Consider the following 20,192-nt stretch of genomic DNA (forward strand, 5'->3'; position numbering starts at 1 on the left):
TCTTTTTTCTTCATTGTTTCTCCGTTTTCAAGGCATATTTAACCGATTGCAACTGCTAGTCCATATAATCAATGGTTTCATGACCTAAAAATTGAGCGCCTAGCCTCTCAATTAAATTTCTGCAGGACACATTTTCTTGGTCAGTGGCCACAAGAACCTCCTCAATTTCTCTATTGCAATCATATAGCCAATGTGTCCTAACTTGAGACAATCTGGATGATCCATTTCCCAAAAACAAGTGACAAATCCTGCTATTTCCCCATCGATAAAGGCAAAATAACGTGTATAGGTTGACCAAGATTGCAAGCCCCGACGAATCTCGGAAGATTCACTGTCAGAAACAAACTTGAGAAAACCCTCAACCGCCCACCATTCCACAAAAGGATTGGTTTTCTTGTCTTCCAACATATCCCGTTCAAAACGGTAATAGGCCGCTTGGTCTGATAATTGAATTTTTCGAATCTCCATCATATACCTCACTTGACTTCCTTTTGCCAGTTTTCATCATCGAATCGCTAAAAAATTCCTTCAGTTAGTCATGTTGAAACTCTTTTTCCCATTATAACACATAAAAAAGACTGAGTTTATCAGTCTTTTCTATTCTAGCCTAAAAATTAAGGTTATGGTAGCTGGTCAAGCGAATACCAAAGGTCTCATCCGCCTTGAGCAAGTGACGAAGGTAGGCACGCGTATAGTTTTTACATGTGTAGCAGTCACATTCGTGGTCAAGCGGCGTGAAATCTTCTGCGAATTGGGCATTTTTCAGTCAAACATGTCAACACCTCGAATAACGCCATCAATAAGGCTATCGGGTGCGCCCACACCCATCAGGTAACGGGGCTTATTCTCCGGCAAGAGTGGAGTCGTGAAATCCAAGACCGCATTCATTTCATCATGAGTCTCTCCAACAGCCAGCCCACCGATCGAATAGCCTGGAAAATCCATGCTGACAAGGTCCGCTGCTGACTGACGACGTAAATCTTCAAAACCAGCTCCTTGCACGATTCCAAAGAGACCTTGATCGTGTGGACGACGGTGAGCATTGAGCCCACGCTCCGCCCAACGACTGGTACGTTCAATAGATTTCTTGACATAGTCATACGGTTGATAGAATTGTGGACACTCATCAAAACTCATCATAATGTCAGAGCCCAGATTGTTCTGACGCCTTCTTCCGTGATATTTCGGCTATCAGCCAGTGAGTACACTTGGAAACCACCTGAATCCGTCAAGATGGGCTGGTCCCAATTCATGAATGTGTGCAGTCCACCTGCCTTGGCAATCAACTCGTCACCAGGACGGAGCCAGAGATGATAAGTATTGGACAAGATAATACCACTGCCCATTTCCTTCAACTCTTCAGGCGACATGGTCTTCACCGTCGCTTGCGTGCCTACAGGCATAAACGTTGGGGTAGGGAAGGTTCCGTGAGGCGTGATAATTTCACCCAAACGAGCACCCGTGTGCTTTTCTTTTTTGATTAATCGATATTTAATTGGATAATCTTTTGTCATTTTGATACTCCTTACATCAGGAAATACAGTCCTGCGTTTTTTCGATCAGCCTTACCAGAATGCAGTCTGGCAGGTATGTAACCTTATCCAGTCTAACAAAAAAAGCCTAGCTTGTCATCCTTTATTGTGATAGAATATATAAAATAAGACTTTTCACTGACCGGACAGATATGAACTCTGTGGTCTAGCTAACAAGGAGATTCTATGTTTTCATTAAGCGAAATTCGAGCAAAAGCTCGTCAAACTGTTGAATCCACACCTGGAATTTATACACTTGCCATTATTCCTGTGGTACTATCCGTTCTCATTCAAATTTTTTCGTTTGTCCAACGCAATAATCAATTTAATAGCGCCAGCCTTTATGGTTCGGAATTCATCCCACGCTCCCTTTTCGGATCTTTTGCCTTTCCCGTCCTCTGTGGTATTCTGGCAGCTCTTCTGATGCTTTCTGTAACTCAAACGATTTTCTTCGTTATCCGTCATAAAAAAGAAACAACTTCTTTCAAAGATGCCTTAGCTATTTTCAATCATCCATACTTTGGTAAAATCTTTGCAACCTTTATTGTCAAACAATTGCTGCTCCTTCTTTGGGGAATTCTTTTGGTAATTGGTTTGTTCCTCCTTCTTATGTCCATATTGGTTCCAATTAGTTTCATCATCACGCAAGGAGTAACGGATACAGGTCAACTTCCCGATGAAATTTTAGGTGTGATTAGCATCTTCTTTATTCTTGGCTTAATTCTATTTATCGGTGGTATCGCACTCTACTATCCACAATATTATGCCTACTACCAAGTTGAACCTATTTTGTTTGAACAACTAGAAGAAAGTCGCTACGCTGGACCAATGGCTATTATTAAAGAAAGCCGTCGTGTCATGAAGGGTTACAAATGGAAAGGATTCGTCCTTGATTTAACGTTCATCGGCTGGTTTATTCTGGTCGGCATTTCCTTTGGACTAGTTGGGATCTATGTTCATCCATACTACCAAGCGACTCGCATTCATTTCTATGATGCCATCTCAAAAGATCGTGCTTACAAAGAAGCTCTTATGATGGGTAAAATCAATCCATTCGAACAGACTGTATAAAATAAAAAAATCTGGAATAATCCAGATTTTTTTATTTAGCTTCATACCAAGTTTGGCCTGCATTTTCATCCGCTAAAAGTGGAACAGATAATGTGATGGCAGTTTCCATTGTCTCTTTGACGAGTTTGCGGACAGCTGTTAGCTCACTCTTTGGTACTTCAAGGACAATTTCATCATGAACTTGCAAAAGCATCTTGGTTTTGAAATCTCCCTCTACCAGCGCCTCATCCAAATTAATCATGGCCACTTTCAAGATATCTGCTGCACTTCCTTGAATTGGAGAATTGATGGCCGTACGCTCTGCAAAATTACGAATATTGAAATTGCGTGAATTAATTTCTGGTAAGGCACGACGGCGATGGTAAATTGTTTCCACATATCCCTTATCACGCGCCTCGCGTACGATGGTTTCCATATAATTCTTAATACCAGGGAAACGTTCAAAATAGGTGTCAATATACTGCTTAGCAGCCTTTCGTGTAATCCCCAAGTTGTTAGATAAACCAAAGTCAGAAATCCCATAAACCACACCAAAGTTAACAGCTTTTGCATTTCGACGATCATTTGGCGTCACATCTTCTGCTTTTTCAATCCCAAAAACACGCATAGCTGTCGCGGTGTGGATATCCTCCCCATGTTCAAATGCCGCAATCAAATGCTCATCTTGTGAAATATGGGCTAACACACGCAACTCAATTTGTGAGTAATCCGATGCAAGAAAGACACTGTCACTTTCTTCTGGTACAAATGCCTTACGAATCAAACGGCCTTGTTCCAAGCGAACGGGTATATTTTGCAAGTTAGGATCTGTTGACGATAGACGTCCCGTTTGCGTTAAATCCTGAACATAACGTGTATGAACTTTTCCATCTTCCATAATAGCGTCCTGCAAACCGACGACATAGGTTGATTGCAACTTACTAATCTGACGGAACTCTAAGATTTTAGATACGATTGTAGCAATGGGTGCTAAACGTTCCAATACATCCACCGCTGTTGAGTAACCCGTCTTCGTTTTCTTGGTATACTCAAGTGGCAATCCCATCTCTTCAAAAAGAATGGTCCCCAATTGTTTAGGTGAATTGATATTGAATTCTTGTCCAGCAAGGTGATAGCTTCGACCTTAATTCCGGCAATTTCCATCTTAGCCAAAACATTTGCCAAGGGAATTTCCATGTCCATCAAAAGGTTTAATTGTTGGTGCTCAAGCAATTGTTCCCGCATCGCTTCTTCTGTCTCCACCAATACGCGCACCTTACGTGCCAAGTGTAGAAAGAAGATACTTCGCGAGTCGGCTGTCAAAGGCTGCGCGTCCAATCTCAATGCCCTGACGATGTAAGAGAACTTTGGTACGCTTGATATCATAGATTTTTAGTGCTGTCGCTTGTAAAAATTCTTGCAAGCTAGCTTGACTCAAAACCGAAGGACTTGCAACATAAATCTGTTTCTCATTTCCCCAAGCCAAGCCAACTAAGTCTTCCCGATGGTAGTTTTCCCCTAACATTTCAAAATAGAAAAAGTCATTTGCATCCAACATATCAGCAGTCACTTGATCAACGACCGTGAAATCTACTGCCTTATGTGAGGCAGTTTCATTGGAAGCCGCTGAACCTAGCTGAGAGCGCAATTGTTTGAAGCCCATCTCATCATAGAAAGTGGCAAGCTCTTCCACAATCGGTCCCTTGTAGATTGTATCATCCAAACCAATTTCAATCGGAGCTTGTGTGTTGATGGTAGCGAGTTCTTTAGATAAGAAAGCCTGTTCTTTATCATTGATGAGATTTTCTTTCATCTTAGACGCCTTAAATTCGTCAATATGTTGATAAATACCTTCAATACTGCCATATTCTTGGAGTAATTTTAGCCCCGTTTTCTCTCCAATTTTTGTCACACCAGGAATATTATCGGATTTATCACCCATGAGTGCTTTAAGATCAATAAATTGCTGTGGCGTAATCCCCATTTTTTCCATGAGATAGGCTAGAGTGAATTCTTCAAACTCAGCAACCCCTTTTTTGGAAATTTCCACGATAGTGTTATCGTCGGTTAGCTGAATCAAATCCTTATCACCACTAACAATGACTACATCATAAGGCACATTTGTTCGCTCTGCCATTTTATCCAAGGTGCCAATAATATCATCCGCTTCATAATCTACTAAATCATAGTAGCGAATCCCCATCGCGTCTAACATTTGACGAATAAAGGGCAGTTGCTCGCGAAATTCCTGCGGTGTTTTGGCACGTCCCGCCTTATAATCCGCAAACATCTTGGTCCGGAAAGTTGTTTTTCCTGCATCAAAAGCAATCAAAACATGGGTCGGTTGCACGCGCTCTAAAAGATGAGCCAACATCAGATGAAATCCATAAATAGCATTTGTATGGAGACCCGTTGGACTCTTAAAGCGATCAATTTGGTTATAAAGCGCAAAAAAGGCGCGGAAGGCTACTGAAGAGCCGTCAATCAATAATAATCTGTTTTTATTCATAGGTCTATTATACCACAGCTGGGGCAGTAATCCGTATCAAGGCAAATCTATAAGCACAAAAATCACGGTTTTTCCCGTGGTTTTTATTATGTGACTTTTAGCAAATTGGATATTTTTTAAACTGTTCTTTCTGTTGTTTTGCTCGTTTGATGTAGCGAAAACGCATAATAATATAAACGACAAGAACTGGTAGTGGGATACCAAGCAAAAATACTGTCATATATATCAAAAACACGAGCGTTGCCCCGCGATAATACCAAGGGACTTTGATGTTGGATAGTACCATTTCCGAGTCTTCCTTTTTATTATAATTCTTTAAAAATTAAGAATCAATCATAATATAGAAAAAATAGCAACTCATATCAGGGAGCAACTTCGAAATTGCTGGTAATACAAAACCTTTAAGAAGGCACACGGTCAGGTCACAAAGGGAGCTACTAGCGTTACTAAAGAAATAAGATAAATCGATAGAACGCTAAGAATTGAGTCAAACAATATTATCTTGTTCATTCAAAAGTAAAAACCACTTTGGAAATAGGTCAATATCGCAAATGAACAGTTTAAAAAGGATGGAATTGGATCTGACCACTACCGTACTATTCCAACATGAGATTGAAAAAACATTATCTTTTTGATTATGAATAAAAGCTAGCAATGTAAAACTTTTATAAGAAAATGTCAAGCTTCCATTGGGAAGAAATGACCGATTACGCGTCCTACTACCTTTGGTTCATCGCTAAAAGGAGCAAACATATCCTTATACTCTTTGTTGATAGAGACGAGGCGAATGCCATTTTTTTCTCTGAAAACTTTCTTTATATAGGTCTCATCATTCCAGACAACCGCATAAACTGCCCCTTCATAGTCGTACCCTGTCTCACGAATCAAGGCCACTTCTCCCGACTCGTAATGTGGTGACATGGAATCTCCTCGAATCCACGTGGCAACGTCATAATCATACAATTTATCCGAGTAAACCGTCCTTGATTCAAACTCGTTTCCAAGCGCTTGCCCTCGTCCAGCAGATAGACGAATATCATCGAGAATTTTGTATCGGAAGACTGTTGATTTGTAGCATTTAAAGAGCGATAACTGCTGGTCAAATCATAAAATTCGTCAAAATAGTCTCTTTCTACGAGAAAAGTCTGCTCTAATTTCGACAAATGATGAGCATTTGGGACAGTCATTCCCGACTCCCATTTTGAGATGGTGACTTTACCAACACCAATTAATTTTCCGAGATTTTCTTGTGTCAAACCATTTTCTAGTCGAATGGTTTTTAGTCGATTTCCAAAAAACATAAGCACTCCAAATAAATGTTTCTTTATAAAGCAACTATATTTTATCAAAAATTTGAGGATAGTCAAGACATAATGTAAAAAATAAAAAGAGGTTGGACAAAAGCCCAACCTCGCTTCACTTTTTTAGTAGTAGATATCCAACCCACAGTCAATTAGGGAAGTGCACATCCCTTTCGTTACAATGTATAGAGACCTCATTACTGTAGCAAAATCTCATTTCATGGCGATTTACCGATTTTTGTCCCGCTCTCTTAAAAACAAAACAATAGGCTTCCTAATATCATTCCGATGATAAAACCAAGTAGCACATCCTTAGGAAAATGCACCCCCACCAGCACACGAGTTACTGCTAATAAGATTGAACAGAGCAAGAAAACACCGCCAACTAGCGGATACAGACGTAAGATACACATGCTAATCATGGTCGCTGAAAACACATGGCGACTGGGCATAGATTGACCTTTCGTATCTTTTGAAATCAAGGGTTCAATAGCATAAATTTCATAGGGGCGGGGAGCATTGAGAGTTTTTCGTACCCAACTCAGTCCTAGAAAACTAACTCCTGGAATGAGGATAAAAGGTCCCACATTTTGGACAATGTGATGCGGTTCTCGCAGAGCCAAATAGAGCAACAGGCAGGGATAAAGAAGATACATAAAACGCGTTATATTTTGATTTAAGAACAAGACGAGTTGCAATAAAATATTATAGCATACATACACCTTATCTACCTGACAAATCTTGATAGTAGAGTCTGTAAAATTCAGATTGTTTTTCTAGCAATTCGTTAAATTTTTCAGTCTCTACAATTTTTCCATCTTTAAAAACGATTATCTCATCTGCTCCTTTAATGCTCTCTAAACGATGAGCAATCATCATAAGAGTTTTTCCTTGTACTGCTTTAAGAAGATTGTTCATCACTTTTCTTGCTGTTATGTTGTCTAAAGCTGAGGTGGATTCATCTAAAACAATGATTTCTGGTTGAGTTAAAAATAATCTCGCTAAGGCAAGACGCTGTCTTTCACCACCTGAAAGGCTGACTCCTTTTTCTCCCAATTCTGTATCCAGACCATCTTTCAAAGAATCATAAAATTCTTTTAAACAAGCCTTTTCTAAGGCAGATAGAATGTCGCCATCCTCATATTCTCTACCAAATATCAAATTTTCACGCAGAGTTCCATCAAAAATAGCAGCTTCCTGCGGAAGATAGGCTATCTGTTCATAGTATGCTTCTAGTTGCATATTTTTTAATTCTTGGCCATTTATTTGTATGTGACCAATTGAATATTTTAGTAAACCCAGCAGCAATTTTACCAAAGTCGTCTTTCCACTTCCACTAGCACCAACAAGAGCTAAGCTTTTCCCCGCAGAGATTGTCAGATTTAATCCTTCAAATAAAGATGGACGATTAGGATAGGAAAAATCCAACTGTTCAACTAGAATATTTCCTTTCAAATCCAGTTTTTTGACTCCTTTAGTGAGTTGTTCATCATCCTTTAAGTGTAAAAAACGAAGATAACGAGACACCGCCATTTGCTGTAAACGATAATCCACATAAATCACATTGAAGATGGCGATTAGTTCATAGGTTTTCTCCAGCAAACTCATCATTGTTACCAATCCACCGACCGTCAAATCCGAGTGTTGCATGGCATACACTAATAGAATAATCTTTAATAAATGAACCAGTAAGGCGAAAATTGTGAAGAAAAGCTCATGAATCAAGGTCATTTGAATTTTTGCCTGTATAATTTCGGATTGACTGCATTTTAGAACTTGCAATTCGGATGGAAATATTTTATTCATTCTAAATGTGACTAACTCCATAAAGCCACGTACTAGCTTTTTCTGAAATATTTCCTGATTTACAAGTATTTGCTCTTTAAAATGATAAAGAACTTTCAATAACAGATGGGACGTCAGCATCACCACCACATAACCAGCTACGATAAAATAAATTAGCTTTTTTTCAATAGAATAAATGAAAAAGAGACTAAACATCAGATTGGGTACTAATTCACGGAAAAGACGCAACTAAAAATTGAAAATACTGTCACGTAATGCAAGAGCACCTTCTTCTAACTTGTTGAATTAATTGACCAATCCCGATAGATTGATAAGTCAGATAGTCTATTGTCGAAACCTTTTTTAAGGCTGTTCGTTTAAAATCTAAATAGAGCCCTTGATATAAAGATTGGGATGGGTAATTGTCTATGTAACCCAAAATGACAGCAACTATTAAGAGGGAGCCATATAATAAAATCATATGCACATCAAGAAGATGACTTTGGTAGGCATCCAAAATTTTCTGATAAAAAGTTAGGCTGTACAGATTCAAAAAACGGATTAAACTGCCTAATAGTATAAATATGAGCAATTTTAGTTTGTGTTTCACTAAAATGCGACTAATAAAGTTCATGATATTCCTTTCCTTTTGATTTTGCGATGCAAAAAAAGAACCTCCTTTCATGCACAGTAAAAACACCACAAAATCATGTGTGATTTTACCATTCATGAAGAGATTCTAAAGGCTCATCATTATTCCTTTAAATCTACGGACTTATATGATAGTAAAACGCGAATGGTTGAATTGAGATACTATAGCCTGATTATAGCATATGTAATCGGTTCTAACAAAATTTTATTGCAAGCAAAGATTTCAACCTCTATAAATCTTCTGTCTTGTATAAAGTATATCCTTCATAATAATAGGAAGCATCAATGCCTTTAAAAAAGCTATGATGGCTGAAATCATCCGTCAAACGTTGCTGCAAAAGATATTTAAGCTCCCCGGTAGAAATAGGACTACGCATCATGGCATTCAGGTATTCGTCTTTATCAATCGCATTCCAATCTACAATTTTTCCAAATTTTTCATAGAGCATACAATCTAGCCACAGACGCATACTTCGCCCGTTTCCTTCTCGAAATGGGTGAGCAACGTTCATATCAGAATATTTCTCTACTATTTCATCAAATGTTTCATGAGGTAGCCGGTCAATATAGGAAAGGGACTGTTCTAGGAAAATACGTGGCGCAAATTGAAGATGGTCTTTAGCAATATTGACATCTCTTATTTTTCCCGCAAAATCATATAGTTCTGAAAAAAGATATTTGTGGATATCAGATAAAGCTTTAAAAGTTCCAACTTCAAATTCAAATAGTTGTCCACTCTCAATCAGAATTTTTGCTTTTCTTTTTGTCAATTTTTCCTCTTTTTGGGCTAATTCTGCGCTATTCCTTATGCCTAACTTATTTTCTAGCACCATATGGTTTCATCCTCTATCACTTCCTAATGTCTCGCTATTTTATCATATTTAAATTGAATTGGGTGAGAAAACCCCACACTCCTAGGAGTATGGGACTTCTTATTCCACTGATTTCAAGGCTTCCAACATATCCACATGGCAGAGCTTGTAATTGACAAACCAGCCAAGAATAGCCAGAATTCCGACGATGGCAAAGATGGGAATCAGATAAACATCCAGAGTGACATTGGACTGGAACATCATATTACTTGGCCCGATTACAGAAAGAAGGACACGGTGAAGACCGACGCCCCCTAGCAATCCTAGAAGAATTCCCACAATTGACAGGACAATGGTTTCACGATAGATGTACATGGTCACTTCCTTACTGTGGAAGCCCAGTACCTTAATAGTTGAGAGTTCACGAATGCGTTCTGCCACGTTGATATTGGTCAAGTTATAGAGAATGACCACTCCCAACAAGATGGACAGAACAATCAAGATGACCATGACTGACTGGAGGGAGTCCACCAAGGTCGCAATTTGCGAGATAACAGCTGTGTGTTGCACGACTGCTTCAACTGCATCTAGTTTGAGGAAATCCGCCGCTAAGGTTTTAATTGCTTCATGATCCTGATTGTTTACTTTTAGCAGATAAGAATTTTTAACCGGATGTGTACCCGTCAATTTTTCATAATAGTCTGCTGTCATGTAAACAAAATGGCTAGCATAGAGCTCTGAAATGCCCGACACGCGCACTTGCACCACCTCATCTTCTAAGGTCAGTGGGATGGTATCCCCCACCTTGATACCATAGAGACTGGCTAGCTTTTCAGACAGAACTACACCTTGGTTATCCAGCTTGATTTTTTCCTTGCTGACGCGATGACGGAGCTGAATGAAATTATGGATTTCCGACGGTTTATCCGTGATGAGAAGGCTAATGGATTGCGCTTCGTCGACTCCATCAATCTTCTCTTCTAATTGTTCAACTGTGACAGGTAGCTGTTGTGAAATGGTAGTTGAAGCTAATAAATCCGTCAAGTCAGCCTTTTCTTGTTCAGAAGCTTTGCTATTTTCCGTGACCAAAATATCATAACGAATAATGTCACTAAACTGCGTGTTTGCAATTCCTGAAATAGATGAACGAATCCCTAGGCCTCCAAAAAGGAGGGCTACTGAGCCTGCAACACCGAAAATGGTCATCAGCATCCGCTGCTTATAACGAAAGATATTGCGCGCCGTTACCTTGTGGGTGAAACTGAGCCGCTTCCAGATGAAACCTATTTTCTCCAGCAAAATGGTAGAGCCAGAAACCGGAGGCTTAGCCTGTAAGAGCTGAGCTGGTTTTTCAGTTAATTCCTTGCGAGCTACCAGATAGGCTGGTAAGACCGCAGAAAAGAGACCCAAAATGACGGCTAAAATGGTCCATAGTGGGTAGAAATAGAGCTCAGAAGCACCGATGACCTTGGTCTTTGTGATAATCCGGCCAATCAATGGTGAAAGAATAAAATTCCCCGCCAAAATTCCTACAATAGTCCCTGCCATACTCGCCACAAAGCCATAGAGAAGGAACTTCCTAATGATATCTTTGTTGGTGTAGCCAAGCGCCTTAAAAATCCCTGCATTAGTCCGTTCCTCATCCACAAAACGAGTCATGGTCATAAAGGTTACCATGGCAGCCACTACATAGATGACGATCGGAAAGACATTTCCCACTGCTGAAATACTGCTGGTAGACGCCTTGTACATTTGGTAGCCATTACCGCCCGGAATGGTCGCCCGTGTATAGCTGATGTAGCTGGGCTCTTCCAAGTTTTTCAAATTCTTTTCAGCCTCTGCTAAGTCAGCCCTCGCATCGGAAATTTTTGTGATGGCATCCTTGGACTCCTTGTCCAAATCTTTTTGACCTTCTGCTAGTTTTTTCTTGGATTGGTCCAATTCACTTTGATTGGAAGCAATTTCTTCCTTGGTTTGGTCTATTTGTCCCCGACCTGATTTGAAATCTGTCAAGCCCTTTTGATAATGGTCCAGACCCGATTGGTACTGTGCTAAACCACTCTGATACTGAGCGAATCCTGTCTCGTACTCGCTTTGACCTGCTTGGTATTGAGCAAGACTATCTTGGTACTGACTCATTCCGGCATCATATTGGGCTAAACCGTTTTGATAATCTGCTAAACCTTGATTGTATTGCTCCCTTCCTTCTTGAAAAGCGGTGCTTTGAGTCTGGTATTGAGCAAGGGCAGATTGATAGGCTTGATTGCCAGTGTCGTACTGCGCCTGTGCTGCCAACAATCCTTGTTCCTTTGTCGCTAATTGACTCTGGGCTTCTTGGATTTCTGGGTGGTTGGCTAAGTCCTCGCCTGCCTGCGCCAAGGCATCAATCTGTGCTAACAAGTCTGCTTGCGCTGCTTGCAATTCTTGCCAGCCACTATCTATCTGAGCCTTACTCTCCTCCAATCAGATTTTTTGCCGTCTAAGGTGGCTTTTGAAGCGTCTAATTGCGCTTTTCTATCTGCCAACATCTGGGTAGTTTTATCTAGTTGATCCTTACTGGCTGTCAATTGCTGTGCTGATTGATCCAATTGTTCCTTGGTATCTGCTAAGAGTTGACCAGTCTGATCCAATTGAGCTTTCGCAGTTTTTAATGCCTCTTCCGAGACCAGCAACTTTCCTTCATTAGCAGCGATTTGCGCCAAAGCCTCCTCTAGTTGACTTTGACCATCTAAAACTTGATGTTGCCCTTCTGCCAGATTTTGCTTGGCATCCGCTAATTTCTTCTCAACGTCTGCTATTTCAGTCTGACCATCTATAATCTGCTTTTCAGCTTCTGCTTTAACGCGCCTCAATCGTCCAAGATCGTTATCAGCTAAGAGAGTATCCAAATCATTCTGGTGCGCTTTTAGTTTGTCTTCGTATGCCTGACTGTTATAGCTCAACTTCTCTATATCATCATATCGCAAGCGAGCAATCATGTAGACATCCGAATTAAAAACTGTCGGTGTGACGACTGCGTACCCTTCCAAATCCCCCGTTCCAGCTGTCGAAACTCCCATGACAGTCTTTTCCCATATTTCAGAAGAATAGACAAAACCAACCACTTTAAAGCTAGTACTTTTGAGGACACCATCCTCTGCCTGCTCAAAGTTGATTGTATCCCCTAGCTTGCAGTCAGCCGCCAAAGATTCTGAAAGAGCAATTTCATTTTCTGCTGAAGGCAACTTCCCTGATAAAACCTTGTATTGGGAAATACGATTTGTCGCTGAAGAAATACGTACGGCATCTTGAGCTCCTTGCGGTACCACATCAGTCAGATAACCGTATTCAACCGTCGCCCCTTTTATAGAATCTAACTCTTTTTGGTCTTCCTCATCCATTCCCAGTTCTGCCATGACCGCTAGGTCAAAAGGCCGATATCGGTCAATAAAATCCTGAGCAGTTTGTTCCATATTGGGCGCCGTTACTTTGAGCCCGACCAAGGCGATAGCCCCAATCATCATGAGGCTGAAGATAGAGAAAAAACGCCCTTTAGATTTGGTAATGGATTGAAAGATGTCTTTTTGATAGATTTTTTTTGACATGATTCCTCCAGCTAGTATTCCAACATCGCAATATCCTGCGGTTCAGGATTAACTTCGACGGACTTGACAGTGGCATCTCGCATGTGAATGACACGATCAGCAATTGGGGCCAAGGCTGTATTGTGGGTTACGATAATCACTGTTGCCCCTTGCTTTCGTGACATATCTTGCAAAATTTGCAGTACATGTTTGCCTGTTTGGTAGTCCAAAACTCCTGTTGGTTCATCGCAGAGCAAAATTTTAGGATTTTTAGCGACAGCCCGGGCAATGGAGACACGCTGTTGTTCCCCTCCCGAAAGCTGGGCTGGAAAATTATTGAGACGGTGTCCTAGACCTACCTGCCACAAGATTTCTTCTGGATCCATAGCATCCCTGACGATTTCAGAAGCCAGTTCCACATTTTCCTTGGCAGTCAAATTGGCCACCAAGTTGTAAAATTGGAAGACAAATCCCACATCATCTCGTCGATAATTGGTCAACTGATGTGAAGATAGTTCGGCGATGTTGACACCATCAATGATGACCTCTCCCTCGTCATTTGTATCCATGCCACCTAGGATATTCAGAAGAGTAGACTTCCCAGCTCCTGAGGAACCAAGGATAATGACCAACTCTCCTTTTTCAATTTCAAAATTGACATTTTCATTCGCTACAATGGTAGTCTCTCCCATGTGATAATACTTAGAAGAATGTCTGACTTCAATATATGCCATAAATTGTTTACTTCCCTTACTGACCATTTATTCCTAAATCAACAACACGTTGATTTTTTCTTTTGTTTATGATATCATCAGCTCAAGATTTCTTCAAGGACAAATAGAAACAATCTGTTGATTTAAAGAAAGTGAGAAGCCATGGCGCAACAAAGACACACAGAAACCAAGCTTTACATCAAGGAAGCTGTCACGCAACTTCTTTCCGAAAAAGCCTTTGAACAGTTAACGATCAGTCACATCACCCACCGTGCTGGTATCAACCGTGGAACTTTCTACCTCCACTACCAGGATAAATACGATATGATGGCGCAGTTTAAAGAAGATACCTTAGATCAGATTTTCTATATTTTGCAGGAGGAAGAAAACCATCCTCGACAAGCTATTCTGCGTACATTGATCTATATCCAAGAGAATTTTGCTTTCATATCTGCCATGTCCAAGACGCGCTATATCAACTTTTCTGAATCCATCAAGGAATTTATTTTGCGAATACTAGCCTACTCTGATAACTTTGAAACTGCTGTTACCTCAGTCTACCACATTCCTTTCCTCTATGCCCGCGAAGTCTATCTCGCCTCGCTAGAAAGTATTATCAGCCTTTGGATTGAAAATGGTGCCAAAGAGAGCCCTCAGGAAATGGCAGATATTCTCCTGCGAATTGGCTATATTGAGGACAATAACCTCCAAATTTTAGATGAAAAGGAAACACTATGAAGACTATAAACATACTCTTTGCCGTTAACGATGACTATGTTGACCAGCTCAAGGTCATGATCTACTCCCTTCACCAGCAAAACAAGGGCAAAATGCTCGCCATCTATAATTTGCAAAAACAGTTGCTGGAGCGCCACCAGGAAATTGAGAATTTTTGCCAAAGATTGAACATCCACTATTACCCTGTTGTCATGGGAGATGACGCCTTTTCTGACGCGCCAACTACCGACCGTTATCCTGAAACAATCTATTATCGTCTCCTAGCCCACGAATACCTGCCAGTAGATTTAGAAAAAATTCTGTATGTTGATGCGGATATCTTGACCCTCAATGGCTTTACTTCACTCTATGAAATGGATTTAGGTGACTCTCTTTATGCTGCTGCTAGTCACGTTGCAGATAGTCGAATTTTAGATATGGTCAATAAGTTACGCTTAAAAAATTTTGAAAATGAATCTTACTATAACACTGGTGTCATGTTGCTCAATCTCGTTGCCATCCGTCAAACCGTCAAACGAGAAGACATCATGACCTACATCATAGAAAATGGCGCCAACCTCATTTTACCAGACCAAGATATTCTAAATGCTCTCTATGGTCACCTGACTCTCAGTATTCCTGATCAAATTTATAACTACGACGCGCGGTATAATGTTCTATATTATGCCAGAAGCAATGGCCTCTGGAACTTAGAATGGGTTATGGAACATACTGTTTTCTTACATTTCTGTGGACGAGACAAACCATGGAAATCAGATTATCGTAGCCGTTACTCAGGGCTTTATAAACATTACCAGCAGTTGGTGAAACAAATCGAAGCAAAATAAAAAAGTTGGATTTCTCCAACTTTTTTTCTGTCTTATTTTTTCAAAGCGGCGACTGCTGCGTCGTAGTCTGGATGTTGGTTGACATTGTCCACATATTCTGTATAGATGACTTTGTTCTCTTCATCCAAAATCAGGACTGCGCGTGCCAATAGATTCCATTCTTTCATGAGAACGCCATAGGCTTTCCCAAAACTATTATCATAGTAATCTGAGAGGATGATAGCTTTTTCCAGAAGGACTTTTGGAGCATCCTTAAAGAGGACGTGTGCCTCGTCAAAAAAGAAGACCATCTTTGGCTTATCCAAGTCGTCTTCTTCTGGCAAGGTTTCATACAGTTCTGACAAGAGAGGTAAGAGAACCGTTGAATAAAGCGTTGGCTGATTAAATAGTTCCGTTGCGTTTAGAATATTGATGACGCCTCGACCATCTGGCGCTGTTCGCATGAGGTCGGAAATTTCAAGACTGGGCTCTCCGAAAAATTCCTTGGCGCCTTGTTGTTCCAAAACCACTAAACTTCGTAAAATAGCCCCTACTGAACGCGCTGGAATATTGCCATAATATTAGCTAAGCTCTGCCGCATTTTCCGCTACAAAATTCAACATCGCCCGCAAGTCCATGGGATCTATCAAGAGCAAACCACGCTCGTCCGCCACGCTAAAGACAATATTGAGAATACTTTCCTGAGTTTCATTGAGACCCAAAAGACGTGTCAAGAGCACAGGACCAAGCTCCGAAATGGTCATACGAACAGGTAAACCATTCTGGCCCATGACATCCCAAAGCTCAACTGGGTAAGCCGCTGGTTGATAATCTTGGTAATGCTTCAAGGCCAGACGTTCTGGATCAACCGCTTTGCTATTTTCCACTGCAAGACTAACTAAATCTCCCTTGATATCAGACAGAAAGACTGGAATCCCCGCCTCACTCAACTGTTCTGCCAAAACCTTAAGGGTCACGGTCTTTCCGGTCCCCGTTGCTCCTGCAATGATACCATGGTGATTAAGGCGCTTGAGCTGTAGCTGTGCAGCCGTTTTCCCATAACCAAACTGAATCACTTCACTCATTACTGTTACTCCTTTTTACCTGTAAAATCTTTTTCTTCATTGTACCATATTGCCTATGAAATCGCTCGCAAAGATTAGAAAAACTCCTTGCTATCAAGCAAAGAGTTTCTTATTTTTTGGGGCAGGAAAGGGGTAGATTGCCTCGTTTTACGCTACGTCGTCTTCTGACTCCGTAAATTGACTGTTATACAAATCTGCGTAGAAGCCATTTTGCTTCATGAGCTGGTCGTGATTGCCCTGCTCGATAATATTGCCTTCTTTCATGACCAAAATTAGGTCTGCATTGTGAATAGTGGACAAACGATGGGCAATGACAAAGGAAGTCCTTCCCTCCATCAAGCGGTCCATAGCTTTCTGGATTAGTTCTTCCGTCCGTGTATCGATAGAGGATGTTGCTTCGTCAAGAATCAATAATGGAGCGTCCTTCAGGAGGGCCCGCGCAATGGTCAAGAGTTGTTTTTGACCAACAGACAAGGTCACCGAATCATCCAAGACCGTGTCGTAGCCATTTGGCAAGGTCATGATGAAATGATGAACACCGACAGCTTTAGCCGCTGCGACAACTTGCTCATCTGTGATATTGTCTTGATTATAGATCAAATTATCCTTAATAGAGCCCTCAAAGAGCCAAGTATCTTGCAAGACCATTGAAAATTGATCATGAATTTCACTTAGAGACATATTACTCAAATCCACACCGTCAATGGCAATACGTCCCTTGTCAATCTCATAAAATTTCATCAACAGATTCACAATGGTGGTCTTGCCAGCACCTGTTGGGCCGACAATCGCAACTTTTTGACCAGGTTGGGCATGGGCTGAAAAATCATGAATAATAGTCTTATCCGGCACATAACCAAAGGAAACTTGTTCAAAAGTCACATCGCCCTTAACACTAGATAAGCCTTGAGGGAGATCGCTATCTTCTTTCATTTCTGGTTCATCCAAAAATTCGAAGACACGGTCCATGGCTGCGCTCGCCTGTTGTAGATTGGTCAAAGCTTGAGCCTTGCATCACCATTAAGCGTTAGAATGGCACCCACTACACAGACCATGACATAACCAAAATTTCCCACGAAAATCATGAGTGGCATCATAATCCCAGAAATGAACTGGGATTTCCACATAGAATTGTAGAGATTGCCGTTGAGATTTTCAAAGGCTATTTTCGACTCCTCAACTGCATTATAGTTTGTGACGACATGATGACCTGTGTAAGTTTCTTCAACAAAGCCACTGATAGCTGCCAAGTTAGCTTGTTGTGCCTTAAAGAATTTTTGTGAAGAAATCATGATGACCATGGATATGACAAAGCCGATAAGGACAGAGCCAATCGCTGTCCATGCCATGGTGACACTGGTCACAAACATCATGAAAACCGAGCCAATCAATAGCATGACCGCGGTCACAATGGTGCCCAAACTTTGATTGAGCGACTGAGCCGTTGTATCTACATCATTGGTCACACGCGAAAGCGTATCTCCTTGCGAATGACTATCAAAATAGTTGAGCGGCAAGCGATTGATTTTTTGTGAAATCCCTGCCCGCAGAAGCTGAGAAAAGCGCTGGACGATTGTTCCTACGATGAAAGACTGACCATAGCCAATAAGAGCACCAATCCCATACAGAATAGCCAACATAGTTGCTAGGCGACCGATTTCAGTCATATCTAGGTTTCCCTGCAAGCCATCAGTAATTTTTTCGGTGATATTTTTGAGAACTGTTGGTCCATAAACCGTGATGATACTGGAAATAATGGCACCCATACTCGCTATCACAAAGGGAAGTTTGAAACCAACGATATAAGGATTCATCCGTTTTAGAATGGATGACTTTTTCTTATTTTCCATTTCCCAACTCCTCCTTCGATAATTGTGAATAAGCGATTTCTTGGTAAACTGCGTTATCTGCTAACAGTTCTTTATGCGTTCCTTGACCAACAACGACACCATCATCCAAGACCACGATTTGATCCGCATCCATAATGGTGGAAATTCGCTGCGCTACAATCAATTTTGTCATGTCAGCAGTTTCTTCCTTGAGACGCTTGCGTAAGAGTTTATCTGTCTTGTAATCCAAGGCTGAAAAGGAATCATCAAAAATTAAGATTTCTGGCTTTCTTGCTAAAGCACGCGCAATAGCCAAGCGTTGTTTTTGACCGCCGGAGAAATTGCTCCCGCCTTGCGCCACATGCTCATCCAACCCTTGAGACGTAGCCTCCACAAATTCACGTGCTTGCGCCAAATCAAGCGCCTTCCACAAGTCTTGGTCTGAAAGCGGGGTTTCATTACTTTCACCCATAACCATATTGGAACGAATGGTCCCACTAAAGAGCACCGCTTTTTGCGGAATATAACCAACTTTTTTATGCAATTCCTTCAACTCGTAATGACGAACATCCTGACCATCCACTAAGATAGCTCCCTCAGACACATCGTAGAGACGAGGAATGAGATTGATCAAGGTGGACTTACCAGAACCCGTTGAGCCGATAAATGCCACTGTCTGACCAGCCTGCGCGTTAAAGGAAACGTGTTCGATCACCGCATCAGACTGTTCACTATAACGGAAAGTCACATCCTTAAATTCAATTTGACCGCGCGTTGCATGTGCCTGTCCTACCGTTTTTGGATTTGAAATGGTTGAGCCTAACTCCAACACTTCATTGATTCGTCCCGCAGATACCATTGAACGTGGCAGGACAAAGAAAATTGCCACCATCATCATGAAGCCCATGACAACCTGCATAGCATAGGATGAGAAAACAACCATATTCGAGAAAATGGTTACTCTATCTTGAAATGCTGCCGGCAGTAAAGTCATATCTCTAGGAAGTTTAACATCATTAATCAGGTGCGCACCAATCCAGTAAATGGACAAGGTCAAGCCACCTGAAATGACAGTCATAACGGGATTCATCAAAACCATGAGACGACTGACAAAAAGATTGAGGTTGGTCAAACTAGTATTGACTTCATTAAATTTTTCATCTTGGTAACCTTCAGCATTGTAGGCGCGCACCACACGAATACCTGTCAAAGATTCGCGCGTAATACTGTTGAGACGATCGGTCATCTGTTGAATGATTCGTTGCTTTGGAAAAGCCAATGTCAGGAGAACGGTCAATAGAATGAGCATAACAGCAACTGCAACAAGAGTCGCAAATAACCATTCTCCCGATTTTCCAGCGATTTTTGTCGCTGCCCAAATCGCCATAATCGGTCCCTTTGTCACCACTTGAAGTCCCATGACAATGATTAGTTGAATCTGGGTTAAGTCATTGGTTGTCCGCATCAAGAGACTTGGAATAGAAAATTTCTTGATTTCTGCCTGCGAATAGGCCATAACCGAATCATAGATGTCCGAGCGCAAGCGAGTAATAAAGCTAGCTGCCAGACGAGAGGCAATCAATCCAACAATGACGGACATTGTAAAACTTGCCAAACTCAAGCCAATCATCTTGAAACCTGGGTCCAACATTTCTTTTGTTGTAGTTCCTGGAGTCTGTAAGAGGACCGTAATTTCAGACATGTACTCTGGTGTTTTTAAATCCAAATAAACTCCGAACGCCACCAAAACTACGCTGAGGACGGCCATAACTAGCTCTTTAGCTATCATACGTTTCAGCAATTTAAACATAGCTGCCC

12 protein-coding genes and 6 pseudogenes are annotated in these 20,192 nt (G+C 41.1%); 3 read left to right on the forward strand and 15 right to left on the reverse strand.

The window, feature by feature from the left end:
- Positions 1 to 111: 111 nt before the first annotated feature.
- Together AEX56_RS04555 and AEX56_RS04560 are read right to left on the reverse strand one after the other, a co-directional pair.
- Entirely contained in the window at positions 112 to 471 is a 360-nt protein-coding gene (locus AEX56_RS04555) for a hypothetical protein (RefSeq protein WP_049618056.1), read from the reverse strand.
- Between the two features lie 139 nt (positions 472 to 610).
- Positions 611 to 1,514: pseudogene (locus AEX56_RS04560) on the reverse strand (tRNA guanosine(34) transglycosylase Tgt); the annotation flags it as partial.
- A gap of 204 nt (positions 1,515 to 1,718) precedes the next feature.
- Here AEX56_RS04560 and AEX56_RS04565 point away from each other — a divergent pair.
- Positions 1,719 to 2,603, forward strand: a complete 885-nt coding sequence (locus AEX56_RS04565; RefSeq protein ID WP_049618057.1) for a DUF975 family protein — start codon at positions 1,719 to 1,721, stop codon at positions 2,601 to 2,603.
- A gap of 31 nt (positions 2,604 to 2,634) precedes the next feature.
- Here AEX56_RS04565 and AEX56_RS04570 read toward each other — a convergent pair.
- The 9 genes and pseudogenes from AEX56_RS04570 to AEX56_RS04610 all read right to left on the reverse strand — a co-directional run bounded on the left by AEX56_RS04570 (position 2,635) and on the right by AEX56_RS04610 (position 13,937).
- A pseudogene (locus AEX56_RS04570) lies at positions 2,635 to 5,091 on the reverse strand (DNA polymerase I).
- Between the two features lie 678 nt (positions 5,092 to 5,769).
- The gene (locus AEX56_RS08965; protein WP_443031016.1) at positions 5,770 to 6,138 is read right to left on the reverse strand and encodes a S24 family peptidase; all 369 of its coding nucleotides are present in this window, start codon (positions 6,136 to 6,138) and stop codon (positions 5,770 to 5,772) included.
- Positions 6,139 to 6,269: 131 nt separating this feature from the next.
- Positions 6,270 to 6,392, reverse strand: a pseudogene (locus AEX56_RS09525) (helix-turn-helix domain-containing protein); the annotation flags it as partial.
- 251 nt (positions 6,393 to 6,643) lie between these two features.
- On the reverse strand, positions 6,644 to 7,138 hold the full coding sequence (locus tag AEX56_RS04590) for a phosphatase PAP2 family protein (RefSeq protein WP_049618059.1): 495 nt from the start codon (positions 7,136 to 7,138) through the stop codon (positions 6,644 to 6,646).
- A complete protein-coding gene (locus tag AEX56_RS04595) occupies positions 7,116 to 8,393 on the reverse strand; it encodes an ABC transporter ATP-binding protein (protein WP_236682973.1) in 1,278 nt (425 codons plus the stop codon). Before AEX56_RS04595 ends, AEX56_RS04590 begins: the two co-directional genes overlap by 23 nt.
- 665 nt (positions 8,394 to 9,058) lie before the next feature.
- The gene (gene fic / locus AEX56_RS04600; protein WP_049618060.1) at positions 9,059 to 9,661 is read right to left on the reverse strand and encodes a protein adenylyltransferase Fic; all 603 of its coding nucleotides are present in this window, start codon (positions 9,659 to 9,661) and stop codon (positions 9,059 to 9,061) included.
- Between the two features lie 99 nt (positions 9,662 to 9,760).
- Positions 9,761 to 12,103, reverse strand: coding sequence for an ABC transporter permease (locus AEX56_RS08450; RefSeq protein WP_236682974.1), 2,343 nt, complete (start codon positions 12,101 to 12,103; stop codon positions 9,761 to 9,763).
- Positions 12,079 to 13,224 (reverse strand): hypothetical protein, encoded by a 1,146-nt coding sequence (locus AEX56_RS08455; RefSeq protein ID WP_152907866.1) that lies wholly within the window; start codon positions 13,222 to 13,224, stop codon positions 12,079 to 12,081. Before AEX56_RS08455 ends, AEX56_RS08450 begins: the two co-directional genes overlap by 25 nt.
- Before the next feature lie 11 nt (positions 13,225 to 13,235).
- Positions 13,236 to 13,937, reverse strand: coding sequence for an ABC transporter ATP-binding protein (locus tag AEX56_RS04610; RefSeq protein ID WP_049618269.1), 702 nt, complete (start codon positions 13,935 to 13,937; stop codon positions 13,236 to 13,238).
- A 141-nt stretch (positions 13,938 to 14,078) separates the two neighbouring features.
- Between AEX56_RS04610 and AEX56_RS04615 the strand changes: the two genes are divergently transcribed.
- Positions 14,079 to 14,654 carry a TetR/AcrR family transcriptional regulator gene (locus tag AEX56_RS04615; RefSeq protein WP_049618061.1) on the forward strand — a complete coding sequence of 192 codons (576 nt, stop codon included), beginning with the start codon at positions 14,079 to 14,081 and terminating at the stop codon, positions 14,652 to 14,654.
- Positions 14,651 to 15,481, forward strand: coding sequence for a glycosyltransferase family 8 protein (locus AEX56_RS04620; RefSeq protein ID WP_049618062.1), 831 nt, complete (start codon positions 14,651 to 14,653; stop codon positions 15,479 to 15,481). Before AEX56_RS04615 ends, AEX56_RS04620 begins: the two co-directional genes overlap by 4 nt.
- Before the next feature lie 32 nt (positions 15,482 to 15,513).
- Here AEX56_RS04620 and AEX56_RS08685 read toward each other — a convergent pair.
- The 4 genes and pseudogenes from AEX56_RS08685 to AEX56_RS04635 all read right to left on the reverse strand — a co-directional run.
- Positions 15,514 to 15,714, reverse strand: a pseudogene (locus AEX56_RS08685) (redoxin family protein); the annotation flags it as partial.
- Positions 15,706 to 16,545, reverse strand: a pseudogene (locus tag AEX56_RS08970) (helicase HerA-like domain-containing protein); the annotation flags it as partial. The pseudogenes AEX56_RS08970 and AEX56_RS08685, both read right to left, overlap by 9 nt.
- A 147-nt stretch (positions 16,546 to 16,692) precedes the next feature.
- Positions 16,693 to 18,395: pseudogene (locus tag AEX56_RS04630) on the reverse strand (ABC transporter ATP-binding protein).
- Positions 18,385 to 20,184, reverse strand: coding sequence for an ABC transporter ATP-binding protein (locus tag AEX56_RS04635; RefSeq protein WP_049618270.1), 1,800 nt, complete (start codon positions 20,182 to 20,184; stop codon positions 18,385 to 18,387). The pseudogene AEX56_RS04630 and the gene AEX56_RS04635 overlap by 11 nt, the downstream one beginning before the upstream one ends.
- Positions 20,185 to 20,192: the final 8 nt, after the last annotated feature.

The sequence above is a fragment of the Streptococcus sp. X13SY08 genome (assembly GCF_001182825.2).
Classification (GTDB): domain Bacteria; phylum Bacillota; class Bacilli; order Lactobacillales; family Streptococcaceae; genus Streptococcus.